23 protein-coding genes and 1 riboswitch are annotated in these 23,634 nt (G+C 69.7%); of the genes, 4 read left to right on the top strand and 19 right to left on the bottom strand.

What is annotated here, in order from left to right; genetic code table 11:
- Positions 1-6: 6 nt before the first annotated feature.
- The 4 genes from NM1_RS19645 to NM1_RS19630 form a co-directional block, all read right to left on the bottom strand.
- Entirely contained in the window at positions 7-1,497 is a 1,491-nt protein-coding gene (locus tag NM1_RS19645) for an MFS transporter (protein ID WP_068021608.1), read from the bottom strand.
- Positions 1,498-1,873: 376 nt separating this feature from the next.
- Positions 1,874-2,794, bottom strand: a complete 921-nt coding sequence (locus tag NM1_RS19640) for a DoxX family protein (RefSeq protein ID WP_068021606.1) — start codon at positions 2,792-2,794, stop codon at positions 1,874-1,876.
- Positions 2,795-2,914: 120 nt separating this feature from the next.
- The gene (locus tag NM1_RS19635; protein ID WP_068021604.1) at positions 2,915-3,739 is read right to left on the bottom strand and encodes an SAM-dependent methyltransferase; all 825 of its coding nucleotides are present in this window, start codon (positions 3,737-3,739) and stop codon (positions 2,915-2,917) included.
- Between the two features lies 1 nt (position 3,740).
- Complete coding sequence (locus NM1_RS19630) at positions 3,741-4,652, bottom strand: helix-turn-helix domain-containing protein (RefSeq protein ID WP_084519798.1); 912 nt, start codon at positions 4,650-4,652, stop codon at positions 3,741-3,743.
- A 154-nt stretch (positions 4,653-4,806) separates the two neighbouring features.
- Here NM1_RS19630 and NM1_RS19625 point away from each other — a divergent pair, with 154 nt between their 5' ends.
- A complete protein-coding gene (locus NM1_RS19625; protein WP_068021602.1) occupies positions 4,807-5,040 on the top strand; it encodes a hypothetical protein in 234 nt (77 codons plus the stop codon).
- 68 nt (positions 5,041-5,108) lie between these two features.
- Positions 5,109-5,912, top strand: a complete 804-nt coding sequence (locus tag NM1_RS19620) for an SAM-dependent methyltransferase (protein ID WP_068021600.1) — start codon at positions 5,109-5,111, stop codon at positions 5,910-5,912.
- Positions 5,913-5,921: 9 nt separating this feature from the next.
- Here the strand turns inward: NM1_RS19620 and NM1_RS19615 are convergent, their stop codons facing one another.
- The 7 genes from NM1_RS19615 to NM1_RS19585 form a co-directional block, all read right to left on the bottom strand.
- Complete coding sequence (locus NM1_RS19615) at positions 5,922-7,127, bottom strand: multidrug effflux MFS transporter (protein ID WP_068021598.1); 1,206 nt, start codon at positions 7,125-7,127, stop codon at positions 5,922-5,924.
- Positions 7,124-7,606 (bottom strand): MarR family winged helix-turn-helix transcriptional regulator, encoded by a 483-nt coding sequence (locus NM1_RS19610; protein ID WP_068021597.1) that lies wholly within the window; start codon positions 7,604-7,606, stop codon positions 7,124-7,126. The genes NM1_RS19615 and NM1_RS19610 overlap by 4 nt, the downstream gene beginning before the upstream one ends.
- Positions 7,607-7,725: 119 nt before the next feature.
- The gene (locus NM1_RS19605) at positions 7,726-9,459 is read right to left on the bottom strand and encodes an ABC transporter ATP-binding protein (RefSeq protein ID WP_084519797.1); all 1,734 of its coding nucleotides are present in this window, start codon (positions 9,457-9,459) and stop codon (positions 7,726-7,728) included.
- On the bottom strand, positions 9,452-10,276 hold the full coding sequence (locus NM1_RS19600) for an ABC transporter permease (protein WP_068021593.1): 825 nt from the start codon (positions 10,274-10,276) through the stop codon (positions 9,452-9,454). Before NM1_RS19600 ends, NM1_RS19605 begins: the two co-directional genes overlap by 8 nt.
- Positions 10,273-11,277, bottom strand: a complete 1,005-nt coding sequence (locus NM1_RS19595; protein WP_246011387.1) for an ABC transporter permease — start codon at positions 11,275-11,277, stop codon at positions 10,273-10,275. Before NM1_RS19595 ends, NM1_RS19600 begins: the two co-directional genes overlap by 4 nt.
- Entirely contained in the window at positions 11,255-12,022 is a 768-nt protein-coding gene (locus NM1_RS19590) for a class I SAM-dependent methyltransferase (RefSeq protein WP_068021591.1), read from the bottom strand. The genes NM1_RS19595 and NM1_RS19590 overlap by 23 nt, the downstream gene beginning before the upstream one ends.
- The gene (locus tag NM1_RS19585; protein WP_068021590.1) at positions 12,019-13,533 is read right to left on the bottom strand and encodes an ABC transporter substrate-binding protein; all 1,515 of its coding nucleotides are present in this window, start codon (positions 13,531-13,533) and stop codon (positions 12,019-12,021) included. Before NM1_RS19585 ends, NM1_RS19590 begins: the two co-directional genes overlap by 4 nt.
- Positions 13,534-13,638: 105 nt before the next feature.
- A riboswitch (cobalamin riboswitch) is annotated at positions 13,639-13,755 on the bottom strand.
- Between the two features lie 144 nt (positions 13,756-13,899).
- Here NM1_RS19585 and NM1_RS19580 point away from each other — a divergent pair.
- On the top strand, positions 13,900-14,916 hold the full coding sequence (locus NM1_RS19580) for a hypothetical protein (RefSeq protein ID WP_147289006.1): 1,017 nt from the start codon (positions 13,900-13,902) through the stop codon (positions 14,914-14,916).
- Here the strand turns inward: NM1_RS19580 and NM1_RS19575 are convergent, their stop codons facing one another.
- Positions 14,917-16,467: a fatty acyl-CoA synthetase gene (locus NM1_RS19575; protein ID WP_068021586.1), complete on the bottom strand. Its 1,551-nt coding sequence runs from the start codon at positions 16,465-16,467 to the stop codon at positions 14,917-14,919. It lies immediately after the preceding gene.
- Positions 16,468-16,691: 224 nt separating this feature from the next.
- Between NM1_RS19575 and NM1_RS19570 the strand changes: the two genes are divergently transcribed.
- On the top strand, positions 16,692-17,333 hold the full coding sequence (locus tag NM1_RS19570; RefSeq protein WP_084519795.1) for a maleylpyruvate isomerase family mycothiol-dependent enzyme: 642 nt from the start codon (positions 16,692-16,694) through the stop codon (positions 17,331-17,333).
- A gap of 54 nt (positions 17,334-17,387) precedes the next feature.
- Here the strand turns inward: NM1_RS19570 and NM1_RS19565 are convergent, their stop codons facing one another.
- The 7 genes from NM1_RS19565 to NM1_RS19535 all read right to left on the bottom strand — a co-directional run bounded on the left by NM1_RS19565 (position 17,388) and on the right by NM1_RS19535 (position 23,495).
- Positions 17,388-17,942 carry a putative immunity protein gene (locus NM1_RS19565; protein ID WP_068021585.1) on the bottom strand — a complete coding sequence of 185 codons (555 nt, stop codon included), beginning with the start codon at positions 17,940-17,942 and terminating at the stop codon, positions 17,388-17,390.
- A 158-nt stretch (positions 17,943-18,100) separates the two neighbouring features.
- A complete protein-coding gene (locus tag NM1_RS19560) occupies positions 18,101-18,382 on the bottom strand; it encodes a hypothetical protein (protein WP_068021583.1) in 282 nt (93 codons plus the stop codon).
- A complete protein-coding gene (locus tag NM1_RS19555) occupies positions 18,379-18,876 on the bottom strand; it encodes a hypothetical protein (protein WP_068021581.1) in 498 nt (165 codons plus the stop codon). The genes NM1_RS19560 and NM1_RS19555 overlap by 4 nt, the downstream gene beginning before the upstream one ends.
- Positions 18,877-18,914: 38 nt before the next feature.
- Positions 18,915-20,225, bottom strand: a complete 1,311-nt coding sequence (locus tag NM1_RS19550; protein WP_147289007.1) for a hypothetical protein — start codon at positions 20,223-20,225, stop codon at positions 18,915-18,917.
- 364 nt (positions 20,226-20,589) lie between these two features.
- Positions 20,590-21,630, bottom strand: a complete 1,041-nt coding sequence (locus tag NM1_RS19545) for a flavin-containing monooxygenase (RefSeq protein ID WP_068021577.1) — start codon at positions 21,628-21,630, stop codon at positions 20,590-20,592.
- Positions 21,631-21,687: 57 nt separating this feature from the next.
- Complete coding sequence (locus NM1_RS19540) at positions 21,688-22,623, bottom strand: serine hydrolase (RefSeq protein WP_068021575.1); 936 nt, start codon at positions 22,621-22,623, stop codon at positions 21,688-21,690.
- Complete coding sequence (locus NM1_RS19535) at positions 22,620-23,495, bottom strand: LysR family transcriptional regulator (RefSeq protein ID WP_068021639.1); 876 nt, start codon at positions 23,493-23,495, stop codon at positions 22,620-22,622. Before NM1_RS19535 ends, NM1_RS19540 begins: the two co-directional genes overlap by 4 nt.
- Positions 23,496-23,634 lie beyond the last annotated feature (139 nt).

Below are 23,634 nucleotides of genomic sequence, written 5' to 3'. Positions count from 1 at the left end.
ACGGGATCAGCGAGCACCGGCCGGGGAGTGGCCGGCTCGGTAGCGGCAGTAGGTGGCGGATTCGGTGGTGGTGCGGGCTCGGTGGCTGTGGATGGCGGCGCCGGAGGCCAGGGCCGTGGCGCAGAGCAGGACGGCGATGGTCCACAGGCCGACGGAGAATCCGCGGAAGAAGGCGTCCTCACCCGAGCCGACCCCGGAGAACACCGTGATGATCGGCGCCAGCGCCAGGGGGCCGAGGACCAGGCCCAGCCTGCTCACCGCCGCCTGCACGGCCGCGGCCGAACCGGCCCGATCGGGCGCCACGGCCGATATCGTCACCGCGGCCTGAGCGCCCTGTGTCCACATCGCCCCGAAACCCACGACGGTTCCGACGGTCGCGTACAGCCAGGATTCCGCCCGCACGTCCACGCACCCGCCGAGGAACACCCCGAACGCGCAGCACAGCAGGCCGAATATCAGCATCTCCCGCAGCGGCACACCGCGATCCTGTGCCGACCCGGCCAGCACCGCGCCGATGACCATGCCCAGATACATCGGGACCGCGAGGATCAGCGCCGTGGTCGCCGACCCCTCCGGACGGCCCGCCAGCAGCGTCGCGATCGGCAACGTGTACGCCACCGCGGCCACGTCGCACGCGAATCCCGCGAGGCAGGCGGCGGTGAACGGCGACGCCCGGAACAACCGCACCGGCAGCGCAGGTTCCGGGCAGCGGTATTCCCACCACGCGAACGCCGCCGCCAGCGCCGCCGCGAGCACCAGCGCACCGAGCACCGGCGAACTGCGCCAACCGGTTTCGGACACCCGGTACATCCCACCGAACAACGCGACCGGCACCGCCGCGGCCAGCAGCACACCGACCACGTCGCGGCGCCGCCCGGGCCCGGGTCCGGCGACGGGAACCACCACCCACCCCGCGGCGACCAGCACCACCGCGACGACCGCGGTCAGCAAATACCCTGTGCGCCAACCCGGTCCGGTGACCAGGAAACCCCCGGAGACACCGCAGACCAGGACGGCCGCCGCCTGCACGGCCAGCCACATGCCGACCACCGCGGGTAATTCCTCCGGAAAGAACAGCCCGGGCAGCACGGCCAGGGCCGTCACGACGAGCGCGGCGGTGGCCGTGCCGGTGACGGCGCGTCCGACGATGAACATCACCGGGTCGAGAGCGAAAGCCGTAATCAGACAGCCGATTACGAGCCCGCCGCCACCCCCGAGCAGCACCCGGCGCCGCCCCGTGCGATCACCGAGCACCCCCGCCGCCAGCAGGCACGCGGCAGTCAGCAGTCCGGCGACCCCCGCCGCGAAACCCGCTGCCGCCGAACTCATCTCGAATTCCTGCTCGACCTGCGCCAGCGCCACGGCGTGCACGGCCGCATCGACACCCGGCAGACAGGACAGCAGGGCGACCGCGCACAGCGCCAATCGCCGCCGGTCCCCCCGCTGCGCCACCCGGTCGGGCCACACCTGCGCCACCGGGGTGTCGATCGTCGCCAAGCGCTCCCCTTCCCGAGCATCGAATGTCGTTCGCGGACATCGTGCCGAGCCGATACGGGAGTGTCGGCGAGGCGCGGCCGACCGTTGCTGATCGGTAACCGTTTGCCCCGCCGCCGACGTTCCTAACCACCGATGGGAAGCCGGTAGCGTTCGTCGTGCATGAGCCGAACAAGTCCATGCCTGCTCGGGCGCAGCGTGTCAAACCGGGTTTTACCATCTCGGAACCTTCCGGCAAGCGCATCCAGCATCGGCGTCACCGCCGTAGGTGTTGCTGCACGCTGCGCCCTGCAAAGTCCCGGCCAAAGCACGCCGGGAATGACTAGGGCTCCCGAGAATGACTCGGAGCCGCTCCACATAGATGTTCCCGGGCTCTGTGCTAACCCCGGCGCGCGTCCTTTGCACGATCGCGCACGGTGCCGATCAACCCACTCCCGCGCTCCTTGGCGGTAGCGGCGAGATCGGGTCCGCGGTCCTTCGCGCGCTCGGCCCACTCCGCGCCGTGCTCGCGCGCCAGATCGGCCCATTCCGCTCCGTGTTCCCGCGCGACCGCCGCCACCTCCGCACCCTGTTCCCGTGCGGCCCCGGCCCATTCGGGTCCGTGTGTCTTGACGTACTCGGCCCACTCCGGTCCGTGCGTCTTCACGTACTCGGCCCACTCGGGCCCGTGCGTCTTGAGATAGTCGGCCCACCGCGAGCCCTGGGTCTGCGCGGCACCGGCCAGTTCGGTCCCCTTGGCCGCCGCGGCGTCGGCGAGCAGCCGAGTGCGAATCGCGGTGTCGTGCGCGTGTTCTCGCAGCGCCCCGCCCGCCTCGGCCCCGCCGACGGCGCCGATCGGGAGCGCGGCCCGGACCGCCTCGGTGGAGCGGCGGGCCGCGCGCCGGCCGCGCCACCCCAGCGACGGCTTGCCCTCGGTATCCGCGCCCGCGATCAGCAGACCGCCGAGCAGGCCGAGGTCCTTGAGGAATGCGGTGCGTTTGCTCGCCCGGCGCTCAGGGTCCTGTTCCGCCCAGAAGTCCTGCTGGGTGACCGTCGCCGGGACCACCGTCGCCGCCAGCACCGTCGCGGCGATTCGCGGCATCTTCCCCAGCGCCAGCAGCCCACCGGCCGCCACCTGGGCCGCCGCGGTGATCCGCACCAGGGTGGCCGGATCCACTGCCGCATTCGACGAGTCCGACGCGCCGCGCGATATCAACTCGGTGGCGGACTGCACCTGCCGGTCGGGATGCAGCAGCGTGTCCACCCCCTGCACCACGAACGTGGACGCGAGCAACGGTCGGGCGAGGCGGCGCAGCAGCATCTTCGACCCCTTTTGCATCGTGAGTCGTACCGGGACAGGTCGTTCACAAGCCCCACCAGGCTAACACTGGGCAACGTGACGCTACTGCCAGCGCGATCGCAGCGTTTCGGACCCGCGGCGTCAGGGCTTGCGGCCGATACCGGACCAGTACCAGGCACTGTGCGGATCGCCGACCGCCGTGGGCCCGTCGGTCAGATCGGGCCGCCAGGCGGCTACGGGCACCAGCCCGGGCGCGACGAGTTCGGTACCGGCGAACAGCGCGAGCGTGTCGTCGTGGCTGCGCGGCTGGAACGCGATGCCGGAGGCCTCCGCGGAGGCGGCGACGGCCGCCATGGCCTCGGGGGCGAAATCGGCGGTGGGGTGGGTGATCACGAGGTGGCTGCCGGGCGGCACCGCGTCCAGCAGCGTGGCGACGATGTCACAGGGCCGGTCGGCGTCGCGGAAGTACATCATGATCGCGACGAGCATGATCGCGACCGGTTCGCCCAGGTCCAGGGTCTCGGCGAGCGCCGGATTGTCGAGGATGCCGCGCGGATCCTCCAGATCGGCGTGGATGAAACGGGTGCGGCCGACGGGCGTGCCCGACATGAGCGCGCGGGCGTGCGCGAGCACGATCGGATCCTTGTCCACGTACACGATGCGCGCGCCGGGATCGAGGCGCTGGGCGACCTCGTGGGTGTTGCCCGCGGCGGGGATGCCGGTGCCGATATCGAGAAACTGCGTGATCCCGGCGTCGGCGACCAGGTAGCGGACCGAGCGGGCGAGGAAGGCGCGGTTGGCGCGGGCCATGGTCTTGATCGTCGGGATATGCCCGGCGATGACATCACCCAGCGCGCGATCGGCGGGATAGTTGTCCTTGCCGCCGAGCCAGTAGTCGTAGACGCGCGCCTCGTGCGCGACGGTGGTGTCGATCTCGACCGGCTCGGCGGCCTGGTTCTCGTTCATGTCAGCGTGTCCACAAGTCGGTCCGGTCTGCGAGGAGCGCGGCGATCGCGTCGCCGGTGTGCGCGGGCGGGGCGGCGTGCACGCACAGCCGGTCCCAGATCGCATGGTACGCATCCAGATCGCCACGCCGGTCCAGGAACTGCGCGCCGGTGGCGTGGTTGAGGTGCACGATATCGCCGAGATCGGGTTCGGCGAAGCGGAGCAGGGTGAACGGGACCGCGCTGATGGCGGGCCCGCCGATGTGGTCGGGCAGGATCTGCACGGTGATTTCAGGGCGCGCGGCGGCGCTCGCCAGGTGGTCGAGTTGGTCGCGCCAGACCTCGACACCGCCGAAGGGGCGGCGCAGCACGGCCTCCTCGATCAGCAGCCACAGTTTCGGCGGGACCCGGCGATGGATCAGGCGCTGCCGCCGCATCAGCAGTTCGACGCGCCGCTGCACGTCGGCGGTCGGCCCCGGCCGCGAGACCGCGGACACCGCATGGGCGTACGCGGCGGTCTGCAGTAGGTCCGGGATCACGCCCGGGGCGTAGGAACGCACCATGGCGGCGGCGTCCTCGAGGGCGAGGAAGGTGTCCAGCCGCTGCCCGGCATCGTCGTCGACCTGCCAGCGCCCGGTGCCGTTGGCCCGCTGCGCCAGGCGCAGGTAGTCGGCGCGGGTATCCGGATCCTCGACCCCGTACAGCGTCAGCAGATCGTCGATGTCCATCGCGCGGAATCCGACCCGCCCGGCCTCGAGGCGGCTGATCTTCGAGTGGGAGGCCCGGATCGCGCGGCCGGCGGTCTGGCCGCTGATCCCCGCGGCCTCCCGCAGCCTGCGTAATCGCGCGCCCAGTACCAGGCGCAGCACCGCCGGATCCTCGCCCGCTCCGTCGTTACCCACGGCGCGAGCCGCCACGGCATTGCCTTCGACCACGGTTTTTCTCCTGTCGGGCTGCGGTGTCGCGTCATCGAGTGTGCCACAACGATTTCCACCCCACCGGTCGGCGGTCGCACGTGCTGCTGCACGTGCAGCGGCACGGTACACTCGATCTAGAACCATCGGCGCCACTATCGAGCAGGGGGATGCCGTGACCGAGGCGCTCGAGCCCGCGACCACGTCCCGCATCGGAATAACGGACGTCACCAGGGAATTCGGCATTGAGGCCGTCCGGGGGCGGATCGCGCACCTGCACACATCGGGCCAGCACTACGCGGCGCGGGCGATCGAGCAGGAGTTGTCCGCCATCGGCGCCTGCCGTCATCCGGCCACCCCCGGCAGTCGGAAAGTGTTGCGCGGTAAGGATGCTCCGCAGGTAGCATAGGCGCGTTCCGAGCCGAGCGGCGTCCGGCATCGAGCCCGGAAACGACTGCGAGACAGAGGTTTGAGCCTATGACCGAGGACAGTCGGGCGATCGCGGGCATCGATATCGATACCCCCCACGCGGCCCGGATCTGGAACTACTGGATGGGCGGCGAGGACAATTATCCGTCCGACCGCGCCGCCGGTGATGCGGTGGCCGAGGTGTATCCGGATATCGTGCGGATGGCCAAGCTGTCGCGGGAGTTCCTGGTGCAGGTGGTGAGCCATCTGGCCGGCGAGGCCGGGATCCGGCAGTTCATCGATGTGGGCACCGGATTGCCGACGATGCAGAACACCCACGAGGTCGCGCAGCAGATCGCGCCCGAGTCCCGGATCGTCTACGTGGACAACGATCCGCTGGTGCTCGCGCACGCGCGCGCCCTGCTGACCAACACCAGCCCCGAGGGCGTGACCACCTACGTGCACGCCGACTATCACGACCCCGATCTCATCCTGGCCGAGGCCGCCGAGGTCATCGACTTCACGCGGCCCACGGCGGTGTTGTTCATGGGTGTCCTCGGCTACGAACCGGACCTCGCCGTGCTGCGCGACATCACCGCGCGCATGCTGGAACCGCTGTGTGCGGGAAGCTATCTCGTGCTGTGGGACGGCACCGATACCGGCGACGAGGTGGTCGCGGGCAGCGAGAAGCTGGTCCAGTCCGGCGGCGTGCCGTACGTCCTGCGCAGCCCCGATCAGTTGAGCACCTGTTTCGAGGGACTGGAGCTGGTGCCGCCGGGGATGGTCCCGATCACCGACTGGCGCCCGGTCGCGCGCCGCATCGGCCCCACCGATCCGCTCGACGCCTACGGCGCGGTCGGCCGTAAGCCCTGACCCGCCGTCTCACGTCACCGGGCCACTCCGCCGCCCGGCGAGGGCGGAAAGCGTTGCGGCGGTGAGGCACAGCGCGGTCAGCACCGCCATCGGCAGCACGCCGCCGGTGCCGAAGAGGCCGACGAGCGGAGCCGCCGCGCCGCCCAGCAGGAACTGTCCGCCGCCCAGGAGCGCCGAGGTCGCACCGGGCGCGTCACGACCGAGTTCCTGTGCGGCGGCGGTGACGGCCGGAAAGTACAGCCCGAACGCCGTGATCATGGCGAACAGGCAGGCCCATGTGACGACCGACGATCCACCGGTGGCGACGGTGAGGACCACCAGCGAGCACGCCGCGGCCAGGCTGGCTCCGATCCCGGTCACGAGCAACCGGGCGGTGCCGATGCGAGTGACCAGCCATCCGGCCAGGGCGCTGCCCGCCATGGTGCCGAGCGCGTTCACGCCGTACACGATGCTGGTCGACGAGGACGAAAACCCGTATGCCCCTTCGAAAACGAAGCTGGAACCGGCCACGTAGACGTAGACGGCCGCGCCCCCGAAGCACAGGCTGATCGCGTAGCAGACCAGCGCCCTGCGGCGCAGCAACTGCCGCATCGAGCGCAGGATCGCCAGCGGCCGGCTCGCCGCGCGCTGCGACGGAGCCAGCGATTCGGGCACCCACACCGCGACGGCCGCCACCTGCGCCAGGCCGAGGACGGTCAGCACGGCGAAGACCATGCGCCACGAGGCGACGCTCAGTACCGCCCCGCCGATCATCGGCGCCAGAATCGGTGCGGCCGAGGTGATTGCGGCCAGGGCCGAGAATTTCCGCGCGGCGGCCACGGCGCCGAACAGATCCGTGATCACGGCCCGGGACACGACGAGTCCGGCCGCACCGGCGATGCCCTGGCCCACGCGCGCGGCGTTGAGCAGCTCGGCGGTCGGAGCCGATGCGCAAGCGGCCGAACAGATCGCGAACGCCGCGGCACCGGCGAGCAGGACGCGCCTGCGTCCGACCGCATCGCTGATCGGGCCGAGCACCAGCTGCCCGGCTACCACGCCGACCAGGAATCCCGTCATCGACAGCTGTACGGCCGTCGGTGACGCGTGCAGTGATCTGGTCAGTTCGGGCAGGCCGGGAACGTACATATCGGTCGCCATGGGCGCGACGCCCGTCAGGGCGGCCAAGGTCAGAATCAGACCGATATGGCCGCGGCTGCCGGTGGCCGCGCGGGTCACAGCGGTGCCGCCGCGCCCGCCCGCGCGGGCCCGGACATGGTGCCCGGCGCCTCCGCCAGCTGCCGCATCAGATCGGCGGCCACCCGCAGCAACGCCCGCTCGGCCGGGGTGAGTTCCCGTTCGAGTGCGCCTGCGAGCCAAGCGTTTCCGTCGCGAATGTGATCGTCCAGGGCCTGCCGCCCCTCGGCGGTGATCGCGATGACCTGCTGCCTGCGATCCGCCTCGTCCGGGGACCGGGTGAGATATCCGTCCGCCTCCAGGACGTTCACGGTCCGGGTCAGCGACTGCGGCTGCAGGCCCTCGATGGTGGCCAGCGCCGTCAGCGTCAGCGGCCCGTCGTGACGCAGGTTCGCCAGGATCGAGGCGGCCAGCCGCGTGAGGGCGTCCTCGCGCCCCGGTTGCTGCGCGCGAAGGCGCTGCGCCAGGCGGGACACGCCCCACCGCAGTTCCTGCGCGGTCGCCCAGCAGTCATCATCCATATATGGAAGCTAACACTTAATACCCTGGACCATCAACAGGCATTATTCCGGAAATTAACAAGCTTTAGCTTCATAAGTCGTGAAGATGAGGGCGACTTGGTCGTTCGCCTCAGCACGCCTCACTCTCGGCGATCCAGTAAGACGGCGGCGTCAGCGCGTCGATCTGCCACCACGCTCGCCGAGCCGTCCACCTCCCGCGGTCGGGCCGGAGGAAGTTGTTCGGCCTCGAGCAATCGGCGGAGGATTGCTGTTTCCGGGTGGGCGAGAAGGTCTTTCGGCGTACCGATTTCGGCTATCCGGCCGCGGTCGACGATCGCGAGGCGGTCGGCGCGGTCGAGCTGGCCGCGCAGGTCGTGGCTGATGGACAGCACCGCGGCGCCCGTGCTGCGCCGGTAGTGGTCGACGTGGTCCAGGATCCGCTGCGCCAGTGGGCGGTCCAGGGCGGTGGTGATCTCGTCGCACACCAGTACCCGGGGACGCGCCAGCAGCGCGCGAGCGAGTGCGGCCCGCTGCAGTTGCCCGCCCGACAGCCCGGGTGGATACCGAATCGCTTGGTCGGCACCGATTCCCAGCTCGTCGAGCAATTGGAGAGCGGCGGCGCGCGCGGACGCCCGATCGAGCCCACGCAGCCGGACCCCGGTCGCCGCGACCTGATCCACCACCGTGCGCGCCGAATCGAACGAGGCGGCCGACTCCTGCCACACATACTGCACCGCGGCGATCTGAGCCCGAGATCGCTTACGCAACAACGGTATCCGCACCCCGTCCACCACCACCTCACCATTCCCCGGCGCAACCAGCCCCGCAATACACCGCGCAATAGTCGACTTCCCAGCCCCCGACACCCCACTGACCCCGAGCAACTCCCCATCCCGAACCTCGAGGTCGATCTCCCGCAGAACAGGCGAACCCCCCAGCGTCACAGCCACATCCGACAACCGAAGCGCAGGCTCCCCCTCCCCTGCATGCGTCGAAGGGACCTCGCCCAGAACCGGTTCCCCGCTGATCCGCGAAGCACTCGACTGCACCAGGGGGCCATCGTTCGGCTGTTGCGTAAGTTTGTCGGCCCGCAGCACACCGTCTCGGCTCAGCTGCGGGAAGGTACGCGTCGGCCCGTCGGTGATGTGCGGTCGTTCGTCATCGTCGGATTGCAGGTGGGCACGGTCATCCACCAGGCGGCCCGCGTGGACGTAGAGGGTGTGGTCGCTGAGTTGGTGGACGGCGTGTTCGTCGTGGGTGACGAGGACGACCGCCGTGCCCGCGCGGCGCAGTCCGGTCAGGCTGTCCAGGAGTTCGGCGCGGGCCAGAGAGTCGAGGCCCACGGTGGGCTCGTCCACGACCAGGACGTCGGGGTCGCGGGAGAGGACCTGGGCCAGGGCGAGGCGGGCGCGTTCGCCACCGGAGAATTCGTGCGGGAACTTGCGCAGTACGCGGTCGAGCGCGTCGACGTCGAAGGCCGCAGCCGAAAGTGACTGCGCGACATGAGCGAGACGGTGCCCGCGCGCGTCCCGCCGTCGGCCGTTCCGGCGGTGGTGCAGGTCCGCCAGTTCGCCGAGCGCGGCACCGATCCGGCGCGCCGGATTCAGTGTCGCGGCGGCGTTCTGCGGCAGGTAGCCGATCCGGATGCCGTCTTCCCCACTGCCGCGGCGGATTTCGCCGGTGACCGTGATTCCCGGCCGGTCCACCGCGGCGAGCGCCGACGCGATGGTCGTCTTCCCCGCCCCGGAGGGCCCGAACAACGTCAGTATCCGTCCCGCGTGAACATCGAAATCGACATCCTCGACAAGCACGGCCGCGCCCGCGCGAACACTCAGGCCGCGAACCGAAACCACCGGCGCCGCACCCTCACTCACGACGACCCCCGGAGACGGCGGCGCGGGCGGCGACGGTGTGCGGATCGGACAGCAGATCGTCGCACAGCAGATTGATTCCGACGACGAGCAGCACGATCAGCCCGGCAGGCAACGCCACCGACCACGGGGCGATGGTGAGCGCATCCTTGTTGGCGGCCACGGACACCGCCCAGTCCGTCGAGGTGGTGTCGAACCCGAGGCCGAGGAAGTTGGCAGAGGCGAGGAAGTAGACGGCCGCGGTGAACCGCACCCCGACATCGGCGGCGATCGGCCGGATCATCTGGCGCGCAGCGTAATTGCCGTACCGGTAGGCCCTGCCCTCGCCCTGCATCCGCAGCGCGTCCATGACCGGGCCGTGCACGACACCGCGCGACGCCATGCGGACGAACCGGGCGATCGGCGCGACCAGCGCGATGCCGATCGCGCACGCGATCGCCACGGCCGATCCGCGGGTGCGCAGCGCGGCCACCATGATGATCAGCAGCGACGGCAGGCACAGCAGCACATCCATCGGCCGCATCAGCAGTTCGTCGAGCCACACCCGCGGCGCCGCGGCGGCCGCCACGCCGATCAGGAATCCCACGGCATAGGCGCCGAGCACCGTCAGCGCGGCGACGACGAGGAATGTGCGCCCGCCGGTCAGCGCGGCGGCGAGCACGTCCCGCCCGAGCCGGTCGGTGCCGAACGGCGACCACTGCGACGGCCCGAACGGCACCTGCCTACCCTCGGGCGCCGACCGGGCGAGCAGCGGCCCGACCAGAGCGAACACCAGCGGCATGGCCACGAGCGCCAGGCACATCCATCGACGCGCGCTCATCCCCGCGCCCCCTCGGCGGACCGCGGCACCAGCCGCTGCCCCACGACGTCGATCACCAGATTGATCACGATCGCCAGCACCCCCGTGATCGAGACGATCGCGAGGATCACCGGATCGTCGCGATTCCCGATGGCGCCGATCAGCTCCGACGCGATCCCCGGCATGACGAATACGGCCTCCACGATCAGCACCCCCGACAACAGCCCGTCCCCGGTCCGCCCGAGTTCCTGCAGCGCGGGGCCGAGCGCATTGGGGGCGACGTGCCGCAGCAGCAGCGATCGCCGCCCGACGCCGAGCCGCTGGGCCTGCGCGATATAGGGCTGCGCCATCACATCGACCACCCCGGCCCGCACCAGGCGTACCAGCGGGGCCACCACACGGGCAACCATCACGATCAGCGGCAGGATCAAGTATTCGGGCCGGGCGAGGATCGTGTCCGGGTCGGTGCCGAGGAATGTCGCGGGCACCAGGTCGAGTTCGATGGCCACGTAGGTCACCAGCAGCACGGCGAGCACGAAGTCCGGCACCGAGTCGAATCCGATACTGGCCGAGGTGATTACGCGGTCCCGCACCGACCCCGGCCGCAGCCCCGCCGCGAAACCCGCGGCCGTCGCGGTCGGCAGCAGCACGACCAGCACGAGCACGGCCATCAGACCGGTCACGAGAAACGGCTGCACGATCAGGCCGCCGACGCTCTCCCCGCTGGCGTAGGACACCCCGAAATCGCCCGTCACCGCGCGGCCGAGCCATTCCAGAAACCGTTGCGCCGGTGCGACATCGAGCCCCAGCAGCCGGCGGGCCGCCGCTCGCTGGTCCGCGCCGAGGATATCGTTGTTCTGCACATCGGCGGCGTCGCCGGGCAGCAGCAGCGACAGCACGAATACCAGCACGAGCAGGATCAGCAGCTGCCCGGCCCCGATTCCGATGCGGCGCAGCAGGAATCGGGCGAACGGTGCCGACGGCGCGACCACGAACCTGCTACCGGATCCCGACCACGACACGGTCGTCGCCGTACTGCCATACGATTCCCGCCTCGGCGAACCCGGCCGCCCGCGCGAAATCGACATAGTCGTGCGCGGTCGGCCGGTCGTGAACCTTGTGCTCGAATCCGCCGTCGCGCAACCGGACCAGATCGGCGAGTTCGGGAGCCTGCTCCACCGCCTCCCACCACGCCGCCCAATCCTCCATCTCGGAGGTGCCCCGCCGCAGCGCGCGGCGAGCCGTCATGGCCCTCCCCAGGGCGTCGAGCCGGGGCCCGGCCGGACCCTCGTAGAGGTGGTCGCCGTCGACGAACAGTCCGCCCGGCGCCAGCGCGTCGGCACACGTTCCGATCAACTCGCGCAACGGTATCCGGTTCATCCAATGCAGCGCCGTCGTGCTCACGAAGGCGTCCGGCGCACGGTCCAGCCCGAGCGCGCCGAGCCAGCCCTCGGCGCGCAGATCGGCGTACACCGTGCGAAAACGTGGTGACGCCAGCGCGAGATCGGCCAGGCCCAGCAGGAGCGGATCGGCGTCCACGCCGACGACGGTCGCGCCGGGAAACCGTTGCAGCAGCCGCTCGGACAGCGTTCCGGGCCCGACGCCGAGGTCGACGATCAACGGATCGCGCCGCTCCAGCAGTTCGTCCAGAACGTCGCCGATCACCTCGAACCGCTGCTCGCGGTCGGGCATGTAGTACTCCTGCTGGCGGTCCCAGCGGTCGATCCAGTAGCGGGCACGCGCCGCGTCCAGCACCGCCCCGGTCATCGCGCCGCCACCTTGTCGAAGCGTGCCCAATCGTGCGAATTGGGTACGGCCGCCGGTGTATTCCGGAAACTCTCCCGCGCGGCGCTGTTCCAGTTCGTGATGCCGAAGAACACGAATCCTCCTCGGTCGTACAGTATTTCGTGCATCGTGCGATAGATCGCCGCGCGCCCCTCCTCGGTCGGCGTCGCCTGGGCCCGGGCGTACAGCGCGTCGAACTCGGCATCGGACCACTTCGTCCGGTTCTGCGGAGATCCGGTCAGCAGGCGTGAGGCGAAGTGGTTGGGAATCGACAGCGGGCCGGACTGCCCCATCGTGAGATGACCGGTGTTCAGCGCATCGGTGTAATAGCTGTCCTTGGACCCGAGGACGACATTCACCCGCACCCCGCAGCGCGCCGCCTGATCGGCGAAAAGTCTTGCCGCTTCGACGAATCCGTAGGCGACCGGGGCCGTGAACAGATCGAACGACAGATCACGGACGCCCGCCTTGCGCAGCAGCCGCCCCACCTCGTCGGGGTTGTAGTCGTGCTGCGGCAGCTCGGCGTAATACTGGTAGCCCTTGCCGAACACGTCGTTGGCGACGTCGCCCTGCCCCTCCAGCGCCACCTTGACCAGTTCGGCACGATCGACCATCCGCATCACCGCGCGCCGCACGTCCGGATTGTCGAACGGCGGCCGATCAGTCTTCATGGCGAAGAAGTAGATGCCGCTGTTCGGCGTGGCCTCCAGCGAAATACCCTGCCGGTTCTGCAGTGTCCGGGCCGCCGACGGCGTGAGATTGTCCGCGTAGTCGATCTGGCCGCTCTGCACCGCCGCCAGCCGCGCATCGGATTCGGCGCTGACGATCCGCAGCCGCCGGACCCCCGGTGCGCCGTCCCAGTAGTTCTCGTTGGCCGTGGCGCCGAATTGCCGTCCGGCCTCGAACGATTCGAAGACGAACGGGCCGGTGCCCACCGGCCGCGAGAAGTCCGCGGCGCCGTCCTGGACGATCTTCGTCCCATAGGCCGACAGCGCCAGGGGAAACTCGAAATCCGGTGTGCGCAGCGCGATCTCCACCGTCATATCGCCCACGGCACGGCACTGCGACAGATCCACCCGATCGAGCGTGGAGGCGGCGATGAACGGGCGCCGCTGCGGCGGGCCGAGCACCCGCGACACCGTGTACAGCACGTCCTGGGCGGTGAACTTCTTGCCGTCGTGCCAGCGCGCGTCGCGCAGCGCGATCCGCCACCGCGTGCCGTCGGCGTTCGGCTCACCCGAGACGGCGAGCCGCGGGATCGGCCGCATGGCCCCGTCGATCTCGAACAGTCCGTCGTAGACCGCCTTCATCCGCGCCTCGTCGACGAACAGCGTGTTCACGCCGGGGTCGATCCCCTCACCGGCGCCGGAACCCTGGAACGCGGCGGTGAACGTCTCGACGTCCCCGGCCGACCTGCCGCAGCCCGCGGCCAGCGCTCCCGCGGCCGCTAATCCGCCCAGCAGAAAACCGCGCCGACCTACTCCAGACTGCACGTCCGACTCCCATCGCGTCCGGCACCCCACGCGAGGAAAGACGTGCACAAACGAGCCGCCCGGGCGGCTCCCTCGGCGCATCGACCATTTCCACGTGATCATGACCGTTCCAGTACCTCACCCGCAGGTATCTGGCTCCGGCTCGCGCACGAGCCTCACAGTTGCGGGACAGCGCCGGATTTCCACCGGTCTTCCCTGCGGGCAGGCGACATATTACGCATACCTCACGACCAGGGGCCCACGGTGATCGCCGAGAAGGGTTCACGGCAGCCGGTCCGTACTCGAGCCGAGTGTTACTACTCTTGTTCCCAACGGCCGCGACCGCGATTCTCGAAGGACTCGATGGCGGGCCGGAGGAAACGGGGGATGGCAATGATCGGTTGGCGTCGTGCGATGCCGGGACAGGTGCTGCTCGTGGCGACCGCTTGCGCCGGGCTGACGCTGTTGCTCGATCTCGCGGCGCTCGTCGGCGTGTGGGTCGGCGGGACCGCGGTCGCCTTTCCCGGCGACAGGTACCGCGCCGGTGCCGAGCTGCTCCTGCCGTGGACGGTGAACTCGCTGGCGGCGCTGGTGGTGTTCACCGCACTGCTCGGGGCGGCGGCGTGGTGGGTCCACCGCACCCGGGGACCGGGGCTCGTCGCACTCGGCATGACCGTGTTGCCGCTGTTGACGGCCGTGTCGCTGCTGCAGTGGGGGTTGTATCCACTCATGTACGAGACCACCTGCCGGGGTTGCGACGCCATCACCTACCAACGCGCGTCCGGCCCGACGGGATACCCGGAGGTACGAGCGGCGCTGCTGGCGCTCACGGCCCTGTTCCTCGTGGCCGCGGTGGTGGCGGCCTGCTCGCCCGCGACGACCCACCGAATCCGCACTGCCGCAACCCCTGTGAACCGACGCCCGAGCACCGCCGACGTGGCGGGCACCGCGCTGACTGCCCTGGCGGCGTGCGCGGCGGTGCTGGCGGTGACCACCGCGCTGATCGGGGCCACCGCCCGAAAGCACACCTACAGAAGCGGATTCGTGCCCCTCCCGGCCGACGAACGCGCGGTCGCTCTCGTAGCCGCCGGGCTCACGGCCGCGGTGGCGGCCGGAACCCTCTGGTACGCACGCCGACTGCGGCAGGGGCGCGGTGGCGCCTCGATGCTCACGCTGGCGGGGCTGGGCTCGGTGGGGTGGTCCGTCCTGGTGACCGTGATGCTGATCTCCACGCCGAAAGGTGGTGTGGTGCCCAGCGGATGGTGGGTCGAGGTCGACCCACCGTGGGTGCGGGAGGTGCACGGGACGTTCGCGTGGGCCGCGTTGATTGCGCTGATCCCCGCCGTCGCCACGGTGCTGTGGCCCGCCACGCTGCGGTGGCTCAGGAACCCCGGAAAGGCTTGATCAGCTCCGGAGTTCGCGTTTGAGCAACTTCCCGCTCTGGTTGCGTGGCAGCTCGTCGACGAACCGGACCGCCTTGGGCACCTTGAACGGCGCGAGATGCGCCTTGACGTGGTCGATCAGCTCCTCCGCGGCGGGCGCGGCCACGCCGTCCTTCACCACCACGACGGCGGTGATCGCCTCGATCCAGCGGTCGTCGGGCACGCCGATCACCGCGACCTCCGCGACCGCCGGATGGGTGTAGACGGCGTCTTCGACCTCGCGGGAGGCGACGAGAATTCCGCCGGTGTTGATCACGTCCTTGATCCGGTCCACGACGGTCAGATAGCCGTCGGCGTCCCGGGTGACGAGGTCACCGGAGTGGAACCACCCGTCCCGGAAGGCTTCCGCCGTCGCGGCGTCGTTGTCCCAGTAGCCGAGGCACAGCTGCGGTGAGCGATAGACGACCTCGCCGGGGACGCCCGGGTCGACATCGTTGCCGTCGGCGTCGATCACCCTCGCCTCGACATGCAGCACCGGCCGGCCGCACGACGACTCCCGCCCCTCGTGTTCCTCGGGCCGCAGAACCGTTGCCAGCGGGCCGATTTCGGACTGCCCGAACAGGTTGTAGAAGCCGAGCCGGGGAAATCGTGACCGCAGCCGCCGCAGCACGGTGACCGGCATGATGGAGGCCCCGTATTGCGCCTTGCGCAGCGACGACAGATCTCGGGACTCGAGGTCGGGATGATTCGACAGCGGCACCCACACCGTCGGCGCGAGGAACAGCGACCCGATGCGTTCGGATTCGATGCACCGCAGCACCTCCGGGATATCGGGGACCTCCAGCAGCCGGATCGTCGCGCCGATCTGCAGGTACGGCAGCAGGAAGCAGTGCATCCCGGCCGAGTGGTACAGCGGCATGCAGATCAGCGGATCGTCGGCATCGGTGTAGTCGAGCGCGGCGAGGCAGGACAGGTACTCGTGCAGCAGCGCCCGGTGAGTCATCATGGCGCCCTTGGGTTTCGACGTCGTCCCGGACGTATACAGCAGCTGTACGAGATCGGTGTCGGTGACCACCGCGGGCAGGTCCGGCGTGGGCCCGGACCGGCCGTGTTCGATCAGGCACCCGGGCTCGTCGCGCAGGGCGACGACATGCTCGGCCGGTACCGCGTCGAGGACCTTCGCCAGCGCCGGAGTCAGCGCCGGATCGACCAGCACCGCCCGGCTGCCCGACTGCGTCAGCAGGTACGCCAGCTCGTCCCCGGTCAGGGCGTAGTTGATCGGCACGTGGACCAGGCCCGCGCGGGCGCAGGCGAGGAATCCGATCGCGAACGCATCGGAGTTCCTGCCGAAGGAGGCCACCCTGTCGCCGGGCGAAAGCCCCAGTCCCAGCAGGTATCCCGCCGCCCGCCCGACCGCGTCGTCGAGTTCGCGATAGGTCCACTCGCGATCGGTGAACCGCAGCGCGATCCGTCGCGGTGACCGTGCGGCGCTGCGACGCAGCACCGCGTCGACGGTGTTGATTCGCGCCGCGGCGCCGACACTCCCTGCAACCTGGTCTATCCCGGTGGACATGGACGCACTGTATCGGCTCGGCGGGGGCGTGACCGGTGATTCCGCGCCCCGCAGCCGCGCCTCCCGGTGATCGGGACACATGCGGCAGCAACCGGAAATTCGTGGGCGCATGCGGCCAGGGCCGACGGGCAGAGATATGTGACCTCTGTCACCAATGCTGGAATCTCCACCTGACTGGAATTCGTACCGTGCTCGAACACCCATCGGGAGAAGGAGCTACACGGATGGCCACGTCGATGACCGAGGATCAGATCTGGGAGGCCGTCGCCGCCGAGCGCGCGAGCCTGGTCGAACTGCTGCGGCCCCTGCCCGAGACCGGCTGGGACCACCCCTCGCTGTGCGATGGCTGGCGGGTCCGCGATGTCGTCGCGCATCTCGTGCTGTCGGCCGAGCCGAAGATCGGATCGATCCTGATCAACCTGATTCGCGCCCGCGGTAACTTCGATCGCCTGGTGCGCGACACCGCCATTCGCCACGCCGACGGCCGGTCGACGCCGCAGCTGCTCGCCGAATTGCACGACAGCGTCGGCGCGCGCATCACACCGGTCGGCACGACCCCGGTCGACCGGCTGATGGATCTGCTGGTGCACGGCCAGGACATCGCGGTCCCCCTCCGCATCCCGCGACAGATGCCGGTCGACACCGCAACCCTGTCCCTGAATCGGGTCTGGGACAAGGACTTCCCGTTCCACGCCCGCAAGAAGTTCGGCGGCTATCGACTCCAGGCGACCGACGGCACGTGGAGCGCCGGAAACGGACCGATCGTCGAGGGATCGGCCACCGCCTTGCTGATGCTGATCACCGGACGCGACGTCACACGGGAACAACTCACCGGCACCGGTGCGGCACAGTTGATTTCGGAGTGAGGTCAGGCCCCTCATTCCGGCACGCCTGTGGCCGGAATCCATAGCCGCCGAGCGCTAGCCGAGCCGTCGCAAGGCCGAATCCAGCTCTCGCACCAGCTCGCCGACGCGGCGGCCACCACCCAGGGCCCGGGGGTAACGCATCAAGACGCCGACAACCGTGGGATTGGCCAAACCTGTTGCCTTCTCGAGGTATTCGGCACCGACGCCGTGATCGTCACCCGCATCGAGTTCGAATGCGCGTGCCGCGTGTGCGGCCGCGCCGACAATGTGCAGGACCTGGGTCGCCTTGGCCAGGGGGTGGAGGTACGCCGCACCGCACGCGGCGACGGCCGCCCGCGCCGCCTCACTCGCCGCGACCTGTCCCGCCTCGCGCGCCTCCCCATACGCCCGCTGCGCCGCCCACGCACCGTCCCGAATCGCCTTGGACCGCCTGGCGCCCTCCGCGAACTCCCGCGCGGCCTCGATCGCGGCGCGCGGCCGCCGGTCATCCGGTCGTTCGCGCTCGAAGATCGCCAGCGCGGGCTCCGCACAGGCCACGGCGTACCCCGCAACCTCGCGCAGCTCGTCCATACCGAGTTCGATCGTCGAACTCTCACCGGCCGCATTCATGACATCAACCGTATCGTTGAACGATCGGTTGGCACTTTTCGGCGATATCAGCAGGAAGGAAACGCTGAACCTTCAAACATCGGCCGCCCACCCGGGCAGTGCTCCGATGGGCAGATGACGGGCGAACAGTCTCGCAGAGCCATCGGATATCGGGTCCTTCACTCCGGAACGTGGATCACCTGATCGATCGTGAATTGCTTTCCGGGGACCCGGGCCTGGGGGCCCGCGTCGTAGTCGGTGATGCGGCCGAGGGCCGCCATATGCCGGAGCCGGAGGTCGGCTACGACATCGAAATCCCTACGCTCGCCGTGTATTACCCGCGATACCGTCTCGACCAGCGTGTCGCCCAGATCTCTGAGCTCGAAACAGAAGGTCGGGGGGATGAAGCTGCGGACCCCGTTGTCGGTGATCCGTACCGGTTCGACGATCTTCTCGGTCATTCCTGCCGCTCCCACCGGTTGTCGGGGCAGTGCTCGGTCACCATCCATGCCTTTCGTTCGACATCGCACCCGCACAATCCACACACCGACGGCTCCGCGCGTTTCGGCGTACCGACGAGTCCGTAGAGTTTGCTGGCGCTCGGAACCGACAGATGCTCACAGGCGCGGCACGCGTCGAGCCGCCGTTCGTAGGTGTCCCGGTCGACCTTCTGAAACCCCGACGCGGTCCACCGGGCCAATGCGAGACCGGCACGGGCGATCAGCTCGGTTCCCTTGACCTCGCTGACCGGAGCCGCCTGCTCCTGCGGGACCTCCCGCAGGAGCAGACCCAGCATTACCGGATCGTTCTTGCACAGCTGCAGATGGTGCAGAAACAGTGGATCTGCGGCGATCTTTTCGAGCACCGGGCCGGTGACGACATCCGCGGGCAGCCCGAGCTGCGCGACGACGTCGTCCAGGGTCGGTGCCGACTGCTGCGCGGCGGTTTCCACCATCGATCCGAATTCCTTTCTATGCGTTGGACTTTCGGCGATCAGCCGCTGCAGCTCGGTTTGCCGGACAGGGTGACCGCGGCGTGGTACGTCGCGACGCGGCATGCGCCCGCCGGGTGCGCGCAGCCCGCGCTGCCGCCGGGTGCGGTGGGGCTGTCGGGGACGCCGAAGAATGCCGCCATCTGCGCGATCCCGGCATCGGTGGTGGATCCGTAGGCCTGCCCGAACCACACCTTGCGCATGACGTCGCGCACGCCCCGGTAATCCGCCTGTCCCTCGCAGGACAGACCGCTCCCGCCTACCGGCGGGCCACCGTGGTGGTGGGCGATCTCGTGGGCGATCACGACCGCGATGCCCTCGACGTCCAGATCGTTGTCGCGGATCAGGCCGCCCTTGAGATCCACACGCCGGACACCGTTCTCGACCCACGCGAACGCGTTCACCTCGTCGCTGGCCCAGTCGATGGTGTAGTTGATATCCCCGTAGAACGCCTTGTGGAACACCAGCAGCTGCTCGGTGGCCTCCCGTGAGAACGGATCGTTGAACGCCCGCTTCGGCGATGCCTTCTTGGCCTCGGCGAAGTCGGGTGGCAGGAAGCTGCACGCGACCGGGGGGACGGTGACCCTGGTGGCCTCGGCGGGAATGAACGTGCCCGGCGCGGCGGGCACCACCGCCGGATCGAACGGTGCGTCGAACGGTTGCATGGTGAAGTTGACGTTCCCGGCGAATTCGGCCTCCAGCGCCGGGGCCCGCAGCGCGGCTTCACCGTTGGCCGCAACGTATTCCGGCGAACCCACGATCGGCAGTGCGGTGTTCGCGGCCGCGTCGAAGGCGACGGTGTCTCCCGACCGGGCCCTGATCTGCACGTTGTAGTCGGCACTCACGACACCGTTGGTATTGAGCAGGTGACCGTCCAGATTCTCGTCCGGTTCCTCGCGCGACGTCGCGGCGACGTGATGGAATCCGGACAGGTAGTCCCCGACGTGAACTCCCTTGATCGCCACGCCTTCCCCGGTCGCCGCCACCAGGCTGTCGCTCGTGGTCAACCGGTCGGCACGCTTCAGGGTGCGGTCGGGATGCATCAGGAACAGATGGTCCCCGGTGGTCACGATCGCGGTATCCCCGTACACCACCACGACGGCGTTCTTCTCCCGCGAGGCCCCCGTGCTGCCGGCGCTGAAAACCACTCGCTGCGACTTGAAGTCGAGCGACTTCCCCGCGGCCATCACCTCGTCGCCGACCTCGTAGGTCTCGATGGCCTTGAACGATCCGCCACCCTCCTGCACCAGCGTCCCGAACGCCAGGCAAGAACATGGGCACTGGCAGAGCCCGCTGCCGTCATTCGTCGGCACGGGGAACCCGACGGGCCACCCTGCCGCCTTGCAAGCATCCGCAAGCTCCAAATCTACGTTGTGGCAGTGTCCCGCTGCGCACGGTCTAAGGGCCATGGAACTCCTCCTCGTTCGGCCACTCGAATAGTGCGGTTCGATCGATATCCACTTCCCCCGAGACCCCACGTGTTCGATTACTGCGTACCCGGCACGGGGCTGACGAATTACGTAGCCGCGCTTCAGGACTCGGTACGAAGATGCGTGGTGAAAGTTCCCTCAGTTTATGCCCTTGCGGTGGCCGCGGACTGGGGTCTTTGGTCCTCGAATGCATGCCGGGCAAACCACACCGACAGGTCGGCTACCAGGGGTTTCGGGGGACGAAAACCTACCGGAAGCGGGCCAGGCGACGCGCGAGATACCGGCTGTCCGGGCCGACGCCGTGCAGTGTTCCCGACAGGATATTGCGCTGATATTCCAGGCCGAGGAACGCCAGCCCGGGATGCGAGCGGGACAACCCGTTCCGGTGCTCGGGCAGCCCGGCATCGTCGAGCCGGACCAGGTCGCGGAGATGCCCGAGGGCGGGCCGGTACCCGGTGGCGAGCACGACGGCGTCCACCTCCGCGGTGCGCCCGTCGGGCCACCGCAGCACGGATCCGTCTGCGGCGCAGAATATCTCCCGCACCTCGGGACTTCCAGTGTCGAAGGCCCGGCGATATCCGGCGGTGTCGATGACCGGAATCGTGCCGGGGTGGAAGAACCTCCCGATCGGCAGTTTCGCCGCGTAGGACAGCACGCGCCAGAAGCGGGAGTCCGGCGGGATCGGCTCGGTGGTCGCGTAGCGGATGGGCGTCCGGCAGGCGAGTATCACCTCACCGACGGCCGCGATCTCCACCGCGATCTGCACGGCGGAATTGCCCGAACCGACCACGACGACGCGGCGGCCCGTGAACGGATCGGGGGCGCGATAGTCGGCCGCGTGCAGCACCTGTCCCGAATACCCTTCCAGCCCAGCGATATTCGGACGGTACGGGTTGGCGAAACCGCCGGTCGCCGAGACGGCGACCGGCGCGGCGAACTCCTCGCCCACGGCGGTGCGGACCCGGTACCCGGCCCCGTCACGAAGAACCGAGGTGACCCGCTGTCCGGTGTGCACGTCGCCCTCGATATCGGCCGCGCGGCCGCGGAGGTAGTCCGCGACCTCGTCGCGTGCCGGATATCGGTGCGGATCGCCCGGAAACGGCCTGCCGGGAAGACCGTTCAACCGCGCGGGCGTGAACAGCCGGAGACTCTCGTAGTACTGCGGCCAGGAACCCGCGGTGTCCGAACCGGATTCGAGCACGGTCGACCGAAATCCGTTGTCCTGCAGGGCCAATGCTGCGGCTATCCCCGCTTGACCCGCACCGATCACGATCGCTGGCGTATTCATGGCGAATCCGATGGTGACATGTCGCCCGGAGCGAGCCAAGCGAATTTCGGCGGCGCCCTAGTCGTCCGGCAGCGGACGGCGCAGCTCGGTAACGGCGATGCGGGCCGCCTCGGTGATGGCCGCGTCGGCGACGGGCAGCATCGGGTCGGCGCGGGCCGCGCGGGTGAACACCGCCACCGCGACGGGGTACTCGTCCGGAAACTCCACCACGGCGACCTCGTTGCGAATGGCCCCGATGGTGCCGGTCTTACCCGCCACCGAGACCCGGCGGTGCGGGAACGCCGCGGCGACGCGATGCGGCCAGATCTGCCTGCGCATCACGGATTTCACGAAATCGGTCTGCCCGGCCGACAGCACGCCGCCGGACCAGACGGCGCACAGGAAGCGGGTCATCTCCTCCGGCGTCGTCGCGCTGGCGAATGCGGGATCGTAGGCCGACACCGACCATGCCTCGTCGTTGTCGGCCAGGGCGGCGAAGGCCTCGGCGGTGGTGTGGGTGTCGGTATCGCGCACCAGGCTGCGGAGCTGGTCGGCGGTGCCGCCCACGACCTGCGTCTCGGTGAGGCCGATCTCGCCGAGCAACTCCTCGACCGCCGCGAGCCCGATCTCGCCGAGCAGCACATCGGCGGCGGCGCTGTCGGACACCGTCATCATCGACGTCGCCAGGTCGCGCCGGCTCAGGGTGACCGGATCGTGCAGTGCGGCAATGCCGGTCGGGCCGGGCGTGCAGTCGGAGGGCCGCACGGTGAGATGCGCGGTGGGATCGATCAGCCCGGCATCGACACCGCGGCAGAACGCGACGACCAGCGGCAGCTTGTACACCGAGGCCATCACGACGCGCGATCGGCCGCCGACCGAGATCTCCGCGGCCGGATCGCCGCACCGGCGGGCGTGCAGCCACCCGGTGCATCCGGCATCGGCGAAGACCGCACGAATCCGGTCCGCCGCGGGACCGGTGTTTCCCGGCGTATCGACGCGTGAAGTCCGTCTCATCGCAGCCGCTCCCGATACAGCAGGCGGTCCAACGCCTCGGCGTGGGAATCGGCATTCGGGCGACGAATGACGCGGACCCGCAACGCAATTGCCTGCGGCGCCGTGCGCACCCAGGTCACGCCCGGCGTCGCGCTCGGCGGAGTCGCCGTGAATCCGAAGCTCGTCCCGGCGGCGACGGCGGCGAGCAGCGTGCGATCGTCGGGCGCCGTCCCGGTCGCCGCGTCCACGCCGCGCTCGCGCAGCAGGTCGATCACGGTATCGAAGGCGGGCGGGTTGGCCGAGCGCGGCGGATGCGCGAAGGTCAGCCCGGCGAGCATCGGGAAGGTGGGGCGTTCGGCGGTGGCGCTGCGATGTTCCGACGGCACCACCAGCCACCGCGGCAGCTTGACCACGGGCCCGGCCGCGAGCCCGTCGACGAGGGCCGGGTGTTCGATCACCGCCAGGTCCAACAGGCCGGAGCGGACATCGGTGACCAGGTCGACGGTCGTTCCCACGGCGGTGGACACCGCGCCGTCCGCGCCGACGGACGCGCGCAGCGCGGTGACACCGGCGGTGACCACCCGGTCGGGCAGCGCGGCGGTCGCGCCCCAGTGCACGGTGCCGCGGGCGTGCGCGATGCGGTGCGATTCGGCCAGGAGCTGTTCGGCGTCGTCGACGAGCAGCCGCGCCCGGGGCAGCAGCCGCAGGCCCGCCGACGTGAGCACCGCCCCCTGCCGCGTGCGGTGGATGAGCTCGACGCCCAGGTGGTTCTCCAGTCGCCGCAGCCCCTGCGACAGCGGCGGCTGGGTCATGTCCAGCGCGGTCGCCGCCCGACCGAAGTGCCCCTCGTCCGCCACGGAGACGAAGTAGCGGAGGTGGCGGATCAGGTCCATGCGGTCATTGAACCAGCAGGGGCCGATGCGCCCGCGGACTCGGCGCGCCGACGCCGCCACCGGAACCTGCTCATACGCATCGACCTGCGGATATATCGAACTCGACTCGTCCGGGCCGAGATCGGATATTGGCGCGGGG

This window comes from Nocardia mexicana NBRC 108244 (genome assembly GCF_001613165.1).
GTDB lineage: Bacteria > Actinomycetota > Actinomycetes > Mycobacteriales > Mycobacteriaceae > Nocardia > Nocardia mexicana.
The sequence above is the reverse complement of the archived record's forward strand: the minus strand, read 5'-3'. Positions and strand labels throughout refer to the sequence as shown.